This is a genomic window from Tychonema sp. LEGE 07196, from assembly GCF_963890365.1.
In the GTDB taxonomy this organism is placed as follows: Bacteria; Cyanobacteriota; Cyanobacteriia; order Cyanobacteriales; family Microcoleaceae; genus Microcoleus.
Genome location: NZ_CAWPRX010000226.1, coordinates 1 through 15,772 on the forward strand (window position 1 = coordinate 1; position 15,772 = coordinate 15,772).

Genomic DNA, 15,772 nt, shown 5'->3' on the forward strand with positions numbered 1-15,772 from the left:
GATTGGGGGAGAGGGAGGATTTGCAATTGAAACTCCAAGTAATTCGCCTCTTCCTTCTTCCTCCTTCCTTCTTCCTTCTTCCTCCTTCCTTCTTCCTTCTTCCTCCTTCCTTCGATGTTCGATGTTCGATCGCACTATCTATGCTAAAACCGCCGGTGGAGAGATTGATTGGATTGATGGGTTTCAACAGCTAGCAAGCTTGGGTATCAAACGGTTGGCGATTCTGGGCGGGGGAAAATTGGTGGCGTCTGTGTTGGCTGCGGGCTTGGTAGACGAACTTTGGTTGACGGTGTGCCCGTTAATTTTGGGCGGGGCGGATGCACCGACTCCTGTTGAGGGAAAGGGTTTTTTGGCGGATTTGGCTTTGAAATTGGAACTTTTGGCGGTTAAACAGGTGGGACAAGAGGTGTTTTTGCATTATAAGGTCGATCGATCGCCGCAGGTATAACATCAAGGCCCAAGAAACCGGGTTTTTTGCTGAATCTGGTGGCTGCGATCGAAGATGTTGCCAAAAACCCGGTTTCTGACGAATCGCGATTCCCAGCGATCGAATAATTGTATTAACTTAAATGAAGTTCGATCGCTCTACACAGAAATCTCCCTATGCTGGAACAGCCAAAAGCTCAATATTCTGTAGCCTGGATTAGCAAAATAGGTGAAATCCCCCAAGCCTCGTGGGATGCCTTGGCTATGCCCCTCAAAACTCCATTTCTAGAATGGGATTGGCTGAACAATCTCGAAATCTCCGGTAGCGCGTCAGGTAAAACCGGTTGGCTGCCACATCACTTGACTGTGTGGCGCAACAAACAGTTGATTGCTTGCGCGCCGCTTTATGTCAAAAGCCACAGCTACGGCGAATTTGTGTTTGACAATCAGTGGGCTGATTTAGCCCAGCGTTTGGGTGTACAATACTATCCGAAGTTGATGGGAATGACGCCGTTTACTCCCGCTGAAGGCTATCGGTTTTTGATTGCTGAAGGGGAAGATGAAGATGAGTTAACGGGAGTGATGGTAAGCGCGATCGACCATTTTTGCGATCGCCACAATATCTCTGGCTGCAATTTCCTTTATGTCGATCCAGTATGGCGGCAGCGCATGGAAAACCACGGTTTCAGCACTTGGCTGCACCACAGCTATATTTGGCAAAATCAAGGCTATCAAAATTTTGACGGTTATTTAGGCGCTTTTAATGCCAACCAGCGCCGCAATATCAAGCGCGAACGCAAAGCTGTTGACCAAGCTGGTTTGTTGGTAAAAACTCTGACTGGTGATGACATTCCACAGCCGATGTTTTCTCAAATGTATGCTTTTTATGAGAATACTTGCGATAAGTTTGGTTGGTGGGGTAGCAAGTATCTGACTAAGCGATTTTTTGAACAGTTGCACCACAATTATCGCGATCGAGTTTTATTTGTCGCCGCTTACGATAAGGAAGATGACAGAGTGCCGGTGGGTATGTCTTTTTGTTTGTATAAGGGCGATCGACTTTACGGGCGTTATTGGGGCAGTTTGCAGGAAATTGACTGTTTGCACTTCGATGCTTGTTACTATACACCGATCGAATGGGCGATCGAGCGGGGTATCGAAACCTTCGATCCGGGTGCGGGCGGGCGGCACAAAAAACGGCGCGGTTTTCCAGCGATGCCTAATTATAGTTTGCACAGATTTTACAACAACCGTCTGGCACAAATTCTTAAGTCTTACATTGGTCAAATTAATGAAAGGGAACAGGAGGAAATTGATTTAGTTAATGAGGGTTTGCCCTTTAATAAGTAGTCATTAGTCAGCAGTCATTAGTCAGCAGTCAGCGGGCATTTGAGCAGAGGTCATTGGTAATTGGTAATTGCCATCCAATAACTAAAGTCCTGGACGCATCGAAACCCAAGAAACCGGGTTTTTTATCTAATTTGCGGGCTGCAACAAAAGACGATTGTAAAAAACCCGGTTTCTGACAGTGCTGGCGTAATACCAATTTTTTATGAGGCTGCATAGAATCTGATCCCCCCTAACCCCCCTTAATAAGGGGGGGACAAGATTCTTCTCAAAGTCCCCCTTCTTAAGGGGGATTTAGGGGGATCGAAATATATGCAACTTCACATTAAATTGGTATAAGTCCTAAACTAATGACCAATGACTAATGACTAATGACTAATGACCAATGACCAATGACTAATGACTAATGACTAATTCAAAAATACTCTCCCGTCTTCTTGAATTTCTAACGATTTTGTGTCGGAGCTCAAGTCTGTTGTAGCGCCAAAACTTACTTGCAACATTCCCGGCATTGCGGTGGTTTTGGGGCGAACTAACAACAATCCACCGTCTGGGCGCTGGTATGTGAGGGTGATCGGTACTTTGAGGTTTTGAAGCAAAATTTCCGATTGTTCGCCTAGAGTGCGCGGTTGGGTAACTCCTAGGACTTGATAATTGATCAGGGCATTGGTGGTATTCACGAGTTTAATTACTACCATGCCTTCGGCTGGCGTAAGTCGCGCGGCGGGCATCGGGAAGCGGGGAGGCGCGTCTGCTGGCGCTGAGGGCATCGGGTTCTGGTCGGGATTCATACCGCGCATCGGTTCGCTGACGGGCTTTCCAGTCGCGGGTTCTGGTTCGGAAACTGGTTTTCCTTGTTGGGGCCCTGGGCCGCCTGCTTGGGAAAGTGTCGCGAGACTGACGAGTAAACCGCTGCAGGTGGCTGCTAGCAGGCTGATTTTTTTGAACGGTAGATTGTGGCGAAACATAAGTAACTCCTCACAAGTTCGATCGAGATTTTCTAACAAATAGCATGGTAATCTATGCCGGAAATGAATTTTAATAGTTGTGTTTGGGTGTGAGTTAGGAAGAGTCAAGGTTTGAGGGGTAGATTTTTTTTAACCGCAGAGGGCGCAGAGGGCGCCCAGAAGGGGAAGATGGGAAGAGGGGAAGAGAGGATTTTTAGAGGCTGATTTCTGCTGATTTGTGGGCGGGGAGGGTGACGGTGACAGCGGTTCCTCGATCGACTTGGCTGTCTATGCGGATTTGGCCGCGGTGGTTTTCGACAATTGCTTTGGTGATGGCTAATCCCAAACCGGAACCGGCGGCGCTGCTGTGGGTGCGGGCGGGATCGGCGCGGTAAAATCGATCGAACAAATGCGGTAGCGCTTCTGGGGAAATGCCGGTGCCGGTGTCTGTTACTTTGATTTGCAGTACAGAATTGAGCGCGGACGAATTTCTTTTGTTTTTGACTGGAACCTGCAATTCTACTTCAATTTCGCCACCAGAGGCTGTGTACTGCACTGCGTTACTGACGAGATTGGTAAATACTCGCGCTAGTTGATCCCAGTCGCCCAAAACTGTAAAGTTATCTTCAAGCTTGGGGGAATCGATAATTTCGAGGGAAAGAGAGAGATTTTGGTGTCGGGCGATCGCCTGTTGTTCCTCAATTACTTCTATCAACAAAGCGTCGAGGGGAACCTCAACCCACTGCTGCTGCAGGATACCGCTGTCTTGTCTGGCTAAAAACAGCAAATCGTCAACCAACCGCCCCAAACGGCGCGTCAGGCGTTCGATTACCTGTAGCTGTTGGTGTTGCTGCGGTTCGATATCCGGTTCCGCCAAAGCTACTTGTACGTTAGTTTGAATAGTGGCGATCGGATTTCTGAGTTCGTGGGAAGCATCGGCGGTAAACTGTTTGAGACGGCCGTAAGATTCCCGCACCGGTGCGATCGCCAATCCCGACAGCAACCAGCCAATAGCCGCCACGCCAATTAAAGTTAAACCAGTCCCCAAAATCAAATCAAAAATTAATTGGCGGATCGGTTTTGTCACTTCAAACCAAGGATGGCTAACTCGCAAATATCCCAAAACTTGGCGGCCGATTTCCACTCGCTGCGTGACTTGTCTGAGGGAATAGTTTTGCTCTGAGTTCAACTTATTATTAATTACCCAAACTGTTTCGCCGGTGCGGTTAGCGTTAATCGGAATATTCAGCGGTTCCGACAAAGTAGACCACAGCAACTCGCCCGTAGGACTGAACCATTCTAAATCGATGTGGTCATCTTCTACAGAATCGCTGCTGTCTCGAAAACTGGCTTGAATATTCACTTGAGACTTGGTTTGAGCAGTACCAAAAATTATTGGTTCGATCACAAGTGTGCGTTCTACTACTTCCACAACATGATTTAGAGTGTCGTCAATGCGATCGATCAAAGTATTGCGGACGTAGAAATAGAAACCCGTGGCGAATAATAGTAATAACACCGCAGTAACGGCAGTGTACCAAATAGCAAGGCGGCGGCGAGTAGCTTGAAACATATTGCGAAGTTGTTAGTTATTAGTTATTGGTTATTAGTTATTGGTTATTGGTTATTAGTTATTGGTTATTGGTTATTAGTTATTGGTTATTGGTTATTAGTTATTGGTTATTGGTTATTGGTTATTAGTTATTAGTTATTAGTTATTAGTTATTGGTTATTGGTTATTGGTTATTAGTTATATTCCCCCAAGCTTTCCGTCCAACGTCATCAGGAAGAGGGAAGAAGGAAGAGGGAAAAAAAGAGCGAGATTATCTTCAAGCGATGTTGAACTAATAACCATTCAGTAACTATTAACTAACTATTCACAACTATAACGTTCTTCTTTTCTGCTCTTTTTCTCTTCTTCTCTTTCTTAGTGTCCTAGCGCTTATGCGCCGCTTTGCGTACTGCGTCTGGTTCGTTCAAAAAAGCCTTGTTCGCAAATCATCAAAAAAAATCTAACAACTTTCGATGATTAATACTTCAGATAGATGTAAAAGTAGCTGTCAGTATGGTAACTTACTGGCGAAACTTTTTAGGTAAACGCCTGTGAACAAATTTTTATTCCGCGCTGCGATCGGGCTGTTAATGGCATTTTTTGGCGCAATTACCTATTTTAGCAGCAACGTAGAAAATCCTGTTACCGGAGAGAAACAACGGGTGCAGCTTTCACAGCGCCAAGAGGTAGTTTTGGGATTGCAGGCGCGAGACAAAATGGCGGCTCAATACGGGGGGCTTTATCCCAGCCAGAGTATTCAGCAGTATGTCGATCGAGTAGGAAAAAAAGTTGTCAACGGTTCGGATGCCAAAAAAGCAGGTTATCCGTTTCAATTCTACCTGCTGCGAGACCCCAAAACTGTCAATGCTTTTGCTCTTCCGGGGGGACCAGTTTTCATTACCGCCGGACTCCTGCGGCGGCTGAATTCCGAGGCTCAGTTGGCTGGTGTACTGGGACACGAGGCCGGTCACGTTATCGGGCGACACGCTGCGGAACACTTGGCAAAACAGCAGTTGGGCAGGTCTTTGGTAACGGCGGTTGGGGTGGCTGCTAGCGACGAACGCGGTGGCGGCCAGCAGGCTGCATTAATTGCTCAAGCTGTCAATCAAGTTGTGAGTTTGCGCTACGGTAGATCCGATGAACTTGAGAGCGATCGGCTCGGTTTTCGGTTTATGACGGAGGCGGGTTACGATCCTAGAGGTATTGTTGAGTTGATGCAAATTCTCGGTGCTGCTAGGAATGGCGAAGCAGCGCCGGAATTTTTAAGTTCTCACCCCAACCCTGAAAACCGAGTTCAAAAGTTGCAAGCTTTAATCGCCCAAAATTACCCTAACGGTGTTCCGGCTAATTTGGTTTCTGGACGCGATGAGTTTGCTAAGAATGTGTCTGGCGGTTAGCTAGAATTATACTAAATTGAACCGCGAAGACGCAAAGCTCGCGAAGTAAGAAAAGAGAGAGAATGTTCAAGGGCTTGTGAACTAATAAATCACCCTAACTATTAATAATTGACAATAACAAGTCTGTTTTCTTCTTCTATTCCTTTGTGTCTTCGCCTCGAAAGCGGTTCGTTTTTAATCCTAAATCACTGCTAAATTGAACCGCGAAGACGCAAAGCTCGCGAAGTAAGAAAAGAAAGAGAATGTTCAAGGGCTTGTGAACTAATAAATCACCCTAACTATTAATAATTGACAATAACAAGTCTGTTTTCTTCTTCTATTCCTTTGTGTCTTCGCCTCGAAAGCGGTTCGTTTTCAATCCTAAATGACTGATGTCCGGTTAACCCACCCGATCGAGTGAGGAAATCCGCCAACGCACTGTGTACGTATTTGATGAGAAAATAAATGAATAAAACAGGTTTCAATCAAAAAAGGATAACCGTTATCAATGGCAATTAAAGACCAGCCCAAACTACCTCGTTTTCGACTAATTAGCAATATTTTGTTATTGCTCTCAAGTTTGTTTCTGCTGGCAAATATCTTTTTGCCCAACTTGTTTGGGGAGCAAATTCCGCGAGTTCCTTACAGCTTGTTCGTGCATCAAGTCCAAGAACAAGATGTCGTGCGAGCTTCGGTGGGACAAAATGAAATTCGCTACCAACTCAAAGGCGAAAACGACAAACCAGGTCAAGTGTTGTCAACTACGCCCATTTTTGACTTGGATCTGCCTAAACTTTTGCAAGAAAAAGGCGTTGAATTTGCGGCAACTCCTCCTTCTAAAAATGGCTGGATTGGCAGTGTCTTGAGCTGGGTGATTCCGCCGCTGATTTTTGTGGCGATTTTTCAATTTTTTATGAACCGGGGCGGTGGTGGGCCGCAGGGTGCGCTGTCGATCGGCAAAAGTAAAGCTAAGGTCTACGTGGAAGGTGAATCAGCGAAAATTACTTTTGCTGATGTGGCTGGAGTAGAGGAAGCTAAAACTGAATTGGTAGAGGTTGTTGAGTTCCTGAAAACTCCCGATCGCTTTACGGCAATTGGCGCGCGAATTCCGAAGGGCGTGCTGTTAGTCGGGCCTCCGGGAACTGGCAAAACGCTGTTGGCAAAAGCTGTGGCTGGTGAAGCGGGCGTGCCGTTTTTTAGTATCTCTGGTTCGGAGTTTGTGGAACTGTTTGTTGGTGTTGGTTCTGCAAGGGTTAGGGATTTATTCGAGCAGGCTAAGAAGCAGGCTCCTTGTATTATTTTCATTGATGAGTTGGATGCGATCGGCAAATCTCGCAGCACTAACGCTGCATTCGGCGGGAATGATGAGCGCGAACAAACTCTCAATCAACTGTTAACTGAAATGGACGGTTTTGCTGCTGGCAATACTACGGTAATTGTGCTGGCTGCTACTAACCGCCCGGAAAGTTTGGATGCTGCTTTGTTGCGCCCTGGCCGTTTCGATCGCCAAGTTTTGGTCGATCGCCCGGATTTATCTGGCCGCGAAGCAATTTTGAACATTCACTCTCAAACTGTAAAGTTGGGCCCGGATATTGACTTGAAGGCGATCGCGGCTCGCACCCCCGGTTTTTCGGGCGCAGATTTGGCAAATTTGGTCAATGAAGCTGCTTTGTTAGCGGCCCGCAACAAGCGCCTCACTGTAGCGCAGGAAGACTTTTATGAGGCGTTTGAGCGCGTTGTAGCTGGCTTGGAAAAGAAGAGCCGGGTGCTCAACGAAAAAGAGAAAAAGATTGTGGCTTACCACGAAGTGGGACACGCGATGGTTGGTGCTGCGATGACTGGCGGCGGCGAAGTGTCAAAAATTTCGATCGTCCCGCGCGGTATGGCTGCTTTGGGTTACACGTTGCAGGTGCCGACTGAAGACCGTTTCTTGTTGGATGAGTTGGAATTGCGCGGTCAAATTGCAACTTTGCTGGGCGGGCGATCGGCTGAGGAAGTGGTGTTTGGTAGCATTACTACTGGCGCTTCCAACGACTTGCAAAGGGCGACGGATTTAGCTGAACGGATGGTGACAACTTACGGGATGAGTAAGGTTTTGGGCCCTCTTGCTTACGATCGCGGCCAACAAGCAATGTTCCTCAACGATGGTACGGGAAATCCGCGCCGTGCGGTGAGTGCTCAGACTGCTGAGGCGATCGACCAAGAAGTGAAGGAAATTGTCGAAACTGCACATCAGCAAGCTTTGGATATTCTGAAAGCTAATCGGGAATTGTTGGAAACAATTACGCAGCAACTGTTGGAAACTGAAGTAGTTGAAGGTGAGCAACTGCACAAATTCCTCGGTCAAGTGCGGCCTTTAGAGAAGGCTGCGGCTTCAGTTTAAAAGGGTTTGCACGGGGCCGAGAAACCGGGTTTTTACGATAATACTTTGCTGTAGGCGGCAGATTCGGAAAAAACCCGGTTTCTTTGTCGGAGTGCGTAAATCCTGTTTAATTAAACCGCAGGTTAACGCAGACGATCTTGCAAGATCGTCTGCGTTTTTTAGTGGTACGGGTGAGTTCAGCCGCTAGCCCGATCGACCAGTATCAACAGGCACTGCACGCGCCGAGGTGACTCCCGTGTCTGCCGGCGTGCCGATTCTAGTCGAAACCCCGGATTAGCCTTGTGGCAAAGGTTTACAGATTCCAGGAGCGCGATCGTCTCTGCACTCCTGGAATTTGTCAGCAATCGGCGGTTAAATGGTAACATAGGTTACAAAAGAAATTAGCAACTTACTGAAATTACTGAGAAAAATTGCTTTTTCCTGAAAACTCTTGCTAACGGTGTTGAACCTGTGAGAATATTCGGCTAGTAAAGTTAATCGCGATCGAGCTATGACTGTTCGGGTATATAGAACGCACGCTTACGAGACAACCCATGAGAACCGTATATTCGATCGCTTGCTAAACGAATTGGAACGGGCGTGGGGTGATTCGGATGATTTGATAATTCTGTTAGGAAATTTCTACTGTGATGGATGCGAAATTGATGCAGCAGTTATGAAAAAAAACAGCATTACTGTCATCGAGTTCAAAGACTACGGGGGAAATATTACTTTTTCAGAAAATGGACTGTGGCTTGCGGGGGAAGTTCAGGTTAGAGGGGGAAGCAAGCCAAATCCATTTATTCAAGTCAGAGATAACAAATTTGCGGTACTCAACAGTTTAAAAAGAATTAGCTTTTCGTCAGATAGACAACCAAATTTAGGATATATATCGGGGTTGGTGCTTTTTCACAAACCTATTACCTTTGACGAAGAACAGCTACCGCCTAATATTGAAAGGTGGTTTCATGTTGTTGACTTCGCTGGTACTGTAGAGCGGTTATCTCAAATCACTAGCCGAGAAATCAATCTTTCTCATCAAGATTTAGCAAAGATAGTTCAACATTTTTCTATTCCTGATTATGTTCCTCCAGGATGGGGTACTAAAGCAATTACTGACTCTTTATCAGCAGTTGATACTGCTAAAATTGAGTTGCCTAATTCTCTAGAATCTGTAGTTTCTCGGATCGACCAATTTTTATGTTCTTCAAAGAAGATTTTAATCGTTACTGGGATGATGGGAACAGGTTTGCATCTTCTGCAAAAAGCGATTGCAGATAAATCTAGATCCTTAAGGCGAAATTGCTCGGTACTTGCGCCTAACAGTAAAATTGCATCGGTTTATCCAGTTGAATCAAAGAGTATTTACTCGCATATCTTCACGAAAAACTATAAAGTAGAGAAGGATCTGCCGATCTATGGATTGAACAAAAATCAGGATACAGAGCAACAAGTTTACATTGTCGGTGATGCCCACTTGATATCTGATTCACAGTTTGAAAATGATGTTTTTCGTTACGGTAGCGGACAACTCCTTACAGATTTTTTGGAATATACGGAGATCGAAAAGACGAAAAGACAGGTGATTTTTATGGGCGATATGTTCCAGCTAACGAGAGGTAAAATTGATGAATCTGCACTGTCTTACGAGCGTTTGCAGGCTGCGATCGGCGGTGAGATAGAGCAAATCAATCTTGATTTTATACTTCCAGGACAAGAGCAAAATTTGTTTGTCAGAAATTGTCAACAAATTGCTCAAAGTATACACTGTGGCAGATTTAATCAGCTCGCAGCGATCGCCGATGACTCGAATTGCATCCAAATAGTCGATCGCGCTCGCGAACAGGAAGTATCGAAGGCTCTATTCCTGGAAGATTGTCGGTTCACCAAGTTTATAGTTTTCACCAACGAATCGGTTAACCGCATCAACAATCAGGTTAGACAAGAGTATTTGGGTTTAGGTAAAGAGATTGTTTCAGGTGATATCGTACATATCCACAACAGCCCTGTCGCACTCGATAGACAACAGCAAGAGCCAACTTATATATCAAATAACTCTTTTGCTGAAGTCCTAGAAGTTTATCCCAATACTTCACCCTTAAGCCAACCGCTGAAAGGACGCGAACAGCCAATTAGGGTGATTTTTCTGCGTCTTCGTGTGCGGTTACTTGAGAATGGGAAAGAGGTCGAATTTTACTGTCTGAGAGATTATTTGTATGCAGACAAGCCAGAACTTGATAAGGACACACTTATCGCTCTGCAGGTTTCAGCAATCAGCAGATTTAGACAACAACAGAAACAGGTAATAGAATCAGAGGAATCGGATAAATCTAACGAATTAGCAAAGTTTCTACGCAGCGATCCGCATTTAAACGCAGCCCGTCTGAGGTTTGGGTACGCGCTGACTCTGCATCGCGCCCAGGGACAGCAGTTTAAGACTGCGATCGCGAATATGGATACCGGCCAGGGACCAACAAATGCCGCTTATTTTCGATGGGTTTATACCTTGTTTTTTGTAACTCAAAATAAACTTTTTTTGTTAAAATTTCCTTCAATTACACCATTTTTTAAAACAACTTGGAACGACAGTAAAAGCCAGCTAAATTCAGTAGTGTTTAAGGATTTAATTGCATTCGACCCGGATTCGGCAGCAGGGAATAAAAATATTTCTACTTTTCCTATCCAAGAAAAATCTTTGAAAAATCTTTACTTGTATCTCGTAGAAATTCTCAAATTCCATCGAATTCAAGTAAATTATTACAAGCATAATAGTTATCAGGAAGTCTACGAGTTTGGATCGGAAGATGGTAAAGCTTCCTGTTCTCTTCGCTTGCATTACAATGGAAAATTTCAGGTAACGCGAATTGAAACAGTAAAATCTGAGCCGATTGATTTTGCCGCTTTAGTGCGCGATATTATTACATCAAAACTGCGATCGGGAAATGAATTTCAGCAAACTGTTCAAGCTCTCATAAAAGCAAAATTGGACTCACACAAAATAGCGATTTGGGGAATTGAACACCACGATTACCACCAATTTTACTATCTCAAATCAGATATTGGCAATGTCAAAATGCAAGTTTTCTACGATGGAGATGGTTTTGTGACGCAAGTTTTCCCGATCGCCTACACGAATCTAGAAGTCGCCGAATTAGTTCGCCTCGCACTGGAGTTATAAAAATGTCAAATCTAACGGAAGAAATCAAAAATCTGAGAAAATCTGGACGCATAGACGAAGCTTATTCGAGAGGCTACGAACTGCTAAAACAGCATCCAAACGACAAATTTTTGGCTAGCAGTGTGGGTTGGGTTCTCTATGACAAAGCAAAAAAACTAATAGATACGGCTAATCAATCTCAATCCATAGATCCAGAAATATCTGTCAGCCAACTTAGGGAAATATTGGCAGAATATTACAAACTCAAGCTGACTCGACCAGATTTGCTGTTTAGTCGTTTGCTATCCCAAATTCTTCGATTAAAAAAGGAAATCAAGTTTTTACCGAAGTTCATAAAATGGGCTGGTATTGACACTTTTAGAGCGGAAGACTTTCAGGTTTCTCCTTCTAATGACGGTAAAGTTTTTGAGTCATTGGTTGAGAAAACAGCAAGGGAAGTGGGGAAGATTGCTGGTGAATTGACTGTTCGAGATTACTCTGATGTACGAGAATTACAAGATTTTGCAATTAAATTGATAGATGTTGCACTCGATCGCGCCCAAGTTCAAAAACCGGAATGGCTAAATTATCGCAAGGCTTTATTGCTAAATCGTTTGGGGCGATCGGCAGAATCTCAAAAACTGCTGGTTTCTTTTGTGAAGCAGAAGCGTAGCGATTATTGGGCGTGGCACGCTTTAGCGAAAGTCGTGGAAACTTCCGATACTCAACTAGCGCTGGCACTTTGTGCAAAAGCGTGTTTGACTTGCAGGGATGAAAATTTTGGTGTTAGCGTTTTTGAGGATCTCAGCCGACTCGCCGCAAATAGAGGCCAAGAGAAAGTCGCTAAATGGGCTGCCGATCGAGCTTTTGCTATTCGTAACAATAACGGATGGAAAGTCCCCCAATCGCTTCGCAATCTCTTGACTGCTAGTTGGTATGCTGCTACAGGAAATCTCTCTAACGCAGAGGAAGTGTTAAAAAATATAGCTGCTGATGCCGAAAAAGTGATTTGGCAAAATTGCCCGCGATTTCATGCTAACTACCTCGGTAACTTTACAGCCAAAACTGGCAAGATTATGCTCAGATTTGGATTGCATTCTCATAGTGGATCTGAAGAAGTTGTTACTCCCGATCGGGGGATGCTGAACAGTCTAAATCTGCTAGTGGGCGCGCCCGTGACTGTGACTGTCGATCGAAATGGCGATCGGCTAACGGTGGTTGCGGTTGAGAAACGCGAATCGGGCAAACTCTTTGATATTATGCCTTGTAAAACTGGTCGGTTTCGTTTGAATCAAAATGGTTTTGGGTTTGTAGAAGATGTTTATGTTCCTCATGAATTAGCTTGTCATTTGCAAAACGATCGCACAGTTAATCTTGCTGTTGTAAAAAAGTTTGACAAAAAGAAAAATCAATGGGGTTTGAGTGCGATCGCCATACTTAATTAGTGAGATTAATGAAGTTTTAATTAACCTACAGGATCGACAGCAGTAGAAAAAAAAGGCTGGGCAACTCGATCGTCGCAACGTTGATGCCGATTTCCCCGACTATAGCACAATCGAAATTAATCAGTGATTTTAGGTTTCGGAGCCTGTGCCCGCGCAGCATTATCTCTGTACTGAGGTCTTCATCGATTTCTTTCCAGTGAATGCCATAACCTCCTCCACATTGTTTCCATTTACCCTTTGATCGGGCGCTGCATTAAACAATTTGGGATACCAAATTAAGGGCACGGCAATGATTCATCCGTCCATCAAATCAACGCTAATTGTTTTTTATGTAAAATAAATTTCCTTAACTCTCTCGTCCGCTAGAATCGCCAAAATACCCATACCCAGCATCCCATAACGTTTGTGGATTTTATTGTACTACCGACTGTATTTTACGAAGCTTTTTAGCATTAAATCTAAGGTTGTTTGCTAAAATGACTGGCTCCAACCAAAAGTTAACCGATGATTTATTTGTCTCTGTCAAGGTAAACATGAGGTGGTTGATTCGGCTCATGGCTGTAAAAGTAAAGTCGGTAATGATCTTGTAAGCGAATATAAATGAATTGGACGAAAACGTAAACTTGTGCATTAGTAAATAACTTAAAAAACCTTCTTAAAATTATTGATTTTAATGCGCTCGATCGTATCAAGTTAGTACCTTAAAATTTAATGCACTTCATTGCCTAACTCAGTGTTTGTAGTGCCGAATTTCCTGTAAGGTTGGCATCAACTGTGGCTAATGTTAAGCCATAGTAAATAGCTGTGGCACTAATGAATCGGTCTGCGGGGTCTTGATGAGGAAGTGCAATTTCGCGACTTAAAATTGCAATGGGGTGATTCATTTGGGCTTCACGAGTTTCCAAGGTTTTTAAAGCTAAATTAACCCATGTAACGGGATCTGGCTGTAAAGATATCCGTCCTTTTTCTGCAAGCATGAGTGTCTCCCAAATACTAATTGGACTCAGCCAAATTTCGGTGTTACGATCGCCGATCGCCATTTGAAGCGATCGCGATAGGCGCGGGTCGCCGAGTAAATACCACAGCCAAATGTGAGTATCGAGTAAAAGTTTCATTCTAAAACTTCCCACGGTTCGGCGACAGGAGCAATTAAATCTCCTAATATTTCACCGCTTCCTTTCATAGCGCCAAAGCTGGGTCGTAGAGTTTGGGTAGTCGCAGGATAAATAATTACCAATGCTTTTCCTTCGTGGATGACGGTGAGAGGGGTTTTAGTACGTTCGACCTCTATCAATAGAGTCTGGACGGTTTGGGGTAATTCAGTCGTGGTAATTTGTGCCATTTATTGACCGCTCACAATCTTATTCTATTTCTACTATGATAACCGCTATACCGCTTTCCATCGCACCAGAGTTACCATTACAAACATACAAAAACCCGGCTGATTCAAACAACCGGGTTTCTCAATATTCTTGCTGCATTTTCAACTGCTCAAATTCCAGGCACGTAGGCCATCACAGGAGCACTTTGCTGCTGCTGCGCGAGTGTCAAAAGCCGCTGAATCCGCTCTTCGGTAGAGGGGTGAGTGCGGAAAAGTGACTGCAAACCTTTAGTCGAAAAAGGATTCACAATCAGCAGCGGCGACATCGCCGGATTGCCGTGCATCGGAATTTCACGGCTCATTTTTTCCAATTTTTGCAGGGCGTTTGCTAAGCCGATCGGGTTATTGGTAATTTCCACCGCACCGCTATCGGCTGCAAATTCCCTCGTCCGAGAAATCGCCAATTGAATGAGCGTTGCTGATAGCGGCGCTAAAATGATTAAAAACAGCAAACCAAAGGGATTTGGGCCTTGTCTGCTGTCCCGCGTCACCGGGCCGTAAAGCGCTCCAAATGTCAGAATTCGCCCGACAAATGTAATCGCGCCGGCAATGGTTCCTGCAACTGCTTGAGTGAGGGTGTCGCGGTTGCGGATGTGCGTCAGTTCGTGGGCTAATACCCCTTCCAATTCTTCGCGGGAAAGCAGTTTGAGGATGCCTTCAGTAACTGCTATTGTCGCGTGTTCCGGGTCTCTTCCTGTGGCGAATGCGTTGGGAGATTGAGTCGGAACTACGAATATTTTCGGCACGGGAATTCCCGCTTTTGCACTCAGCGATGCTACAATATCGTAGAGTTCGGGAGCTTCGCTGCGGGCGATCGGGCGAGCGCGGTAAGCCATCAAAGCTGCCGTGTCGGAATAGTACCAAGAGCTCAAACTGCTGAAGGCGGCTAATGCTAAACCGATGTAAAGTCCTTGCTCGTTGCCGATTAAATAATAGCTTCCTAAAACTAGAAGGCCGCTGAGAAGCCCTAATAGAGCTGCTGTTCTGATGTGATTTGTTCCTTGCATGGCGGGTTGGGGCGATCGCGAATTTTGGTATTTTTGAGCTTGTTATTAGATTTTCATATTTTCGGGCGATCGCGCCTCTATCCGCCGAAATAACTGCTGCCGCCAATAGTAGTATTTTACCTGCTCGTGGTTATGGTAGTTGGGCCGGTCAAATCGTTATGTCTGACGATTTCGATCTACCGCTAGAAGATTTAAAGGAATATATGTAACATGGAATGCCTTTTAGATACTCGTGCCTTTCTGTTGCAGCAACTATCTTATGATTGGTATGGCGATCGTCTTGGGCTGATAAAAGGCTAATGGTAAGACTCTATTATCGAGGCATGGCAGAAGAAAACGGTAAACCCAAAATGGGACGCAGTGCGAGGCTACTGGGAATCAGACCGATTATTGACATTGATGTTGAGCAAGTACCCAAAGAATGGTTGAATGAACAAGGTTATTTACTACCAGAAACAGAGCGCAAGTCTTCAGAGGAGTCTGTCACTGTAGTTATTAGAAACACAAAAGGAATGTCCGTATCTCTCTCCATCGAAGGCTTACCACCATTTCGCAAACCCCAAAAATTTGGCGGAACAGGAAAAGATCCTCTTTGGCAGATTGACGACAGCAAGATTGTTGGAGATATTGAAGCTGTACAAGATAGTCCAACTCATGTCAGTATTTTGCCAAGCGCTACAATGCTTTTAGAGAAAGATGAAACAGCCCTCGCCCAGACACAAAGCGAATGGGAGAAAGTTTGATAGTTTAATTTAGTCAACGGGAAAACAGT

At 44.8% G+C, this 15,772-nt stretch carries 15 protein-coding genes; 8 read left to right on the forward strand and 7 right to left on the reverse strand.

Annotated features, from left to right (window positions below; translation table 11 throughout):
• Positions 1-187, reverse strand: a 187-nt coding sequence (locus AACV78_RS28425) for a hypothetical protein (protein WP_194074364.1), incomplete at its 3' end; no start/stop codon positions are given.
• 12 nt (positions 188-199) lie between these two features.
• Between AACV78_RS28425 and AACV78_RS28430 the strand changes: the two genes are divergently transcribed.
• Together AACV78_RS28430 and AACV78_RS28435 are read left to right on the forward strand one after the other, a co-directional pair.
• Positions 200-448, forward strand: a complete 249-nt coding sequence (locus AACV78_RS28430) for a dihydrofolate reductase family protein (protein ID WP_339383818.1) — start codon at positions 200-202, stop codon at positions 446-448.
• Between the two features lie 155 nt (positions 449-603).
• Positions 604-1,776 (forward strand): GNAT family N-acetyltransferase, encoded by a 1,173-nt coding sequence (locus tag AACV78_RS28435; RefSeq protein WP_194011491.1) that lies wholly within the window; start codon positions 604-606, stop codon positions 1,774-1,776.
• 407 nt (positions 1,777-2,183) lie between these two features.
• On the opposite strand, the gene AACV78_RS28440 is transcribed toward AACV78_RS28435, so the two are convergent.
• Complete coding sequence (locus AACV78_RS28440; RefSeq protein ID WP_194011490.1) at positions 2,184-2,741, reverse strand: hypothetical protein; 558 nt, start codon at positions 2,739-2,741, stop codon at positions 2,184-2,186.
• A 193-nt stretch (positions 2,742-2,934) separates the two neighbouring features.
• Positions 2,935-4,293: a sensor histidine kinase gene (locus AACV78_RS28445; RefSeq protein WP_194011489.1), complete on the reverse strand. Its 1,359-nt coding sequence runs from the start codon at positions 4,291-4,293 to the stop codon at positions 2,935-2,937.
• A 530-nt stretch (positions 4,294-4,823) separates the two neighbouring features.
• Here AACV78_RS28445 and AACV78_RS28450 point away from each other — a divergent pair.
• The 4 genes from AACV78_RS28450 (at position 4,824) to AACV78_RS28465 (ending at position 12,612) form a co-directional block, all read left to right on the forward strand.
• The gene (locus tag AACV78_RS28450; protein WP_194011488.1) at positions 4,824-5,669 is read left to right on the forward strand and encodes a M48 family metalloprotease; all 846 of its coding nucleotides are present in this window, start codon (positions 4,824-4,826) and stop codon (positions 5,667-5,669) included.
• Between the two features lie 487 nt (positions 5,670-6,156).
• On the forward strand, positions 6,157-8,031 hold the full coding sequence (gene ftsH4, locus AACV78_RS28455) for an ATP-dependent zinc metalloprotease FtsH4 (RefSeq protein WP_194011487.1): 1,875 nt from the start codon (positions 6,157-6,159) through the stop codon (positions 8,029-8,031).
• Positions 8,032-8,521: 490 nt separating this feature from the next.
• Positions 8,522-11,188, forward strand: coding sequence for an NERD domain-containing protein (locus AACV78_RS28460; protein ID WP_194011486.1), 2,667 nt, complete (start codon positions 8,522-8,524; stop codon positions 11,186-11,188).
• A 2-nt stretch (positions 11,189-11,190) separates the two neighbouring features.
• Positions 11,191-12,612 (forward strand): DUF7017 domain-containing protein, encoded by a 1,422-nt coding sequence (locus tag AACV78_RS28465; RefSeq protein WP_194011485.1) that lies wholly within the window; start codon positions 11,191-11,193, stop codon positions 12,610-12,612.
• A gap of 25 nt (positions 12,613-12,637) precedes the next feature.
• Here AACV78_RS28465 and AACV78_RS28470 read toward each other — a convergent pair whose 3' ends face one another.
• The 4 genes from AACV78_RS28470 to AACV78_RS28485 form a co-directional block, all read right to left on the reverse strand.
• Complete coding sequence (locus tag AACV78_RS28470; RefSeq protein WP_339383820.1) at positions 12,638-12,814, reverse strand: hypothetical protein; 177 nt, start codon at positions 12,812-12,814, stop codon at positions 12,638-12,640.
• A gap of 523 nt (positions 12,815-13,337) precedes the next feature.
• A complete protein-coding gene (locus AACV78_RS28475; protein ID WP_194011484.1) occupies positions 13,338-13,727 on the reverse strand; it encodes a type II toxin-antitoxin system VapC family toxin in 390 nt (129 codons plus the stop codon).
• The gene (locus AACV78_RS28480) at positions 13,724-13,954 is read right to left on the reverse strand and encodes a type II toxin-antitoxin system Phd/YefM family antitoxin (protein ID WP_194011483.1); all 231 of its coding nucleotides are present in this window, start codon (positions 13,952-13,954) and stop codon (positions 13,724-13,726) included. Before AACV78_RS28480 ends, AACV78_RS28475 begins: the two co-directional genes overlap by 4 nt.
• 149 nt (positions 13,955-14,103) lie before the next feature.
• Complete coding sequence (locus tag AACV78_RS28485) at positions 14,104-15,000, reverse strand: M48 family metalloprotease (RefSeq protein ID WP_194011482.1); 897 nt, start codon at positions 14,998-15,000, stop codon at positions 14,104-14,106.
• On the opposite strand from AACV78_RS28485, the gene AACV78_RS28490 reads away from it, so the two are divergent.
• Positions 14,988-15,209 (forward strand): DUF2281 domain-containing protein, encoded by a 222-nt coding sequence (locus AACV78_RS28490; RefSeq protein WP_228042527.1) that lies wholly within the window; start codon positions 14,988-14,990, stop codon positions 15,207-15,209. The genes AACV78_RS28485 and AACV78_RS28490 overlap by 13 nt on opposite strands.
• 90 nt (positions 15,210-15,299) lie before the next feature.
• The gene (locus AACV78_RS28495; protein WP_194011481.1) at positions 15,300-15,743 is read left to right on the forward strand and encodes a Tse2 family ADP-ribosyltransferase toxin; all 444 of its coding nucleotides are present in this window, start codon (positions 15,300-15,302) and stop codon (positions 15,741-15,743) included.
• Positions 15,744-15,772 lie beyond the last annotated feature (29 nt).

Bases quoted from the DNA above. Each gene is read 5' to 3' on its own strand.
- AACV78_RS28435 (WP_194011491.1), top strand. From the start codon at position 604: ATGCTGGAACAGCCAAAAGCTCAATATTCTGTAGCCTGGATTAGCAAA.
- AACV78_RS28440 (WP_194011490.1), bottom strand. From the start codon at position 2,741: ATGTTTCGCCACAATCTACCGTTCAAAAAAATCAGCCTGCTAGCAGCC.
- AACV78_RS28445 (WP_194011489.1), bottom strand. From the start codon at position 4,293: ATGTTTCAAGCTACTCGCCGCCGCCTTGCTATTTGGTACACTGCCGTT.
- ftsH4 (WP_194011487.1), top strand. From the start codon at position 6,157: ATGGCAATTAAAGACCAGCCCAAACTACCTCGTTTTCGACTAATTAGC.
- AACV78_RS28460 (WP_194011486.1), top strand. From the start codon at position 8,522: ATGACTGTTCGGGTATATAGAACGCACGCTTACGAGACAACCCATGAG.
- AACV78_RS28465 (WP_194011485.1), top strand. From the start codon at position 11,191: ATGTCAAATCTAACGGAAGAAATCAAAAATCTGAGAAAATCTGGACGC.
- AACV78_RS28475 (WP_194011484.1), bottom strand. From the start codon at position 13,727: ATGAAACTTTTACTCGATACTCACATTTGGCTGTGGTATTTACTCGGC.
- AACV78_RS28480 (WP_194011483.1), bottom strand. From the start codon at position 13,954: ATGGCACAAATTACCACGACTGAATTACCCCAAACCGTCCAGACTCTA.
- AACV78_RS28485 (WP_194011482.1), bottom strand. From the start codon at position 15,000: ATGCAAGGAACAAATCACATCAGAACAGCAGCTCTATTAGGGCTTCTC.
- AACV78_RS28495 (WP_194011481.1), top strand. From the start codon at position 15,300: ATGGTAAGACTCTATTATCGAGGCATGGCAGAAGAAAACGGTAAACCC.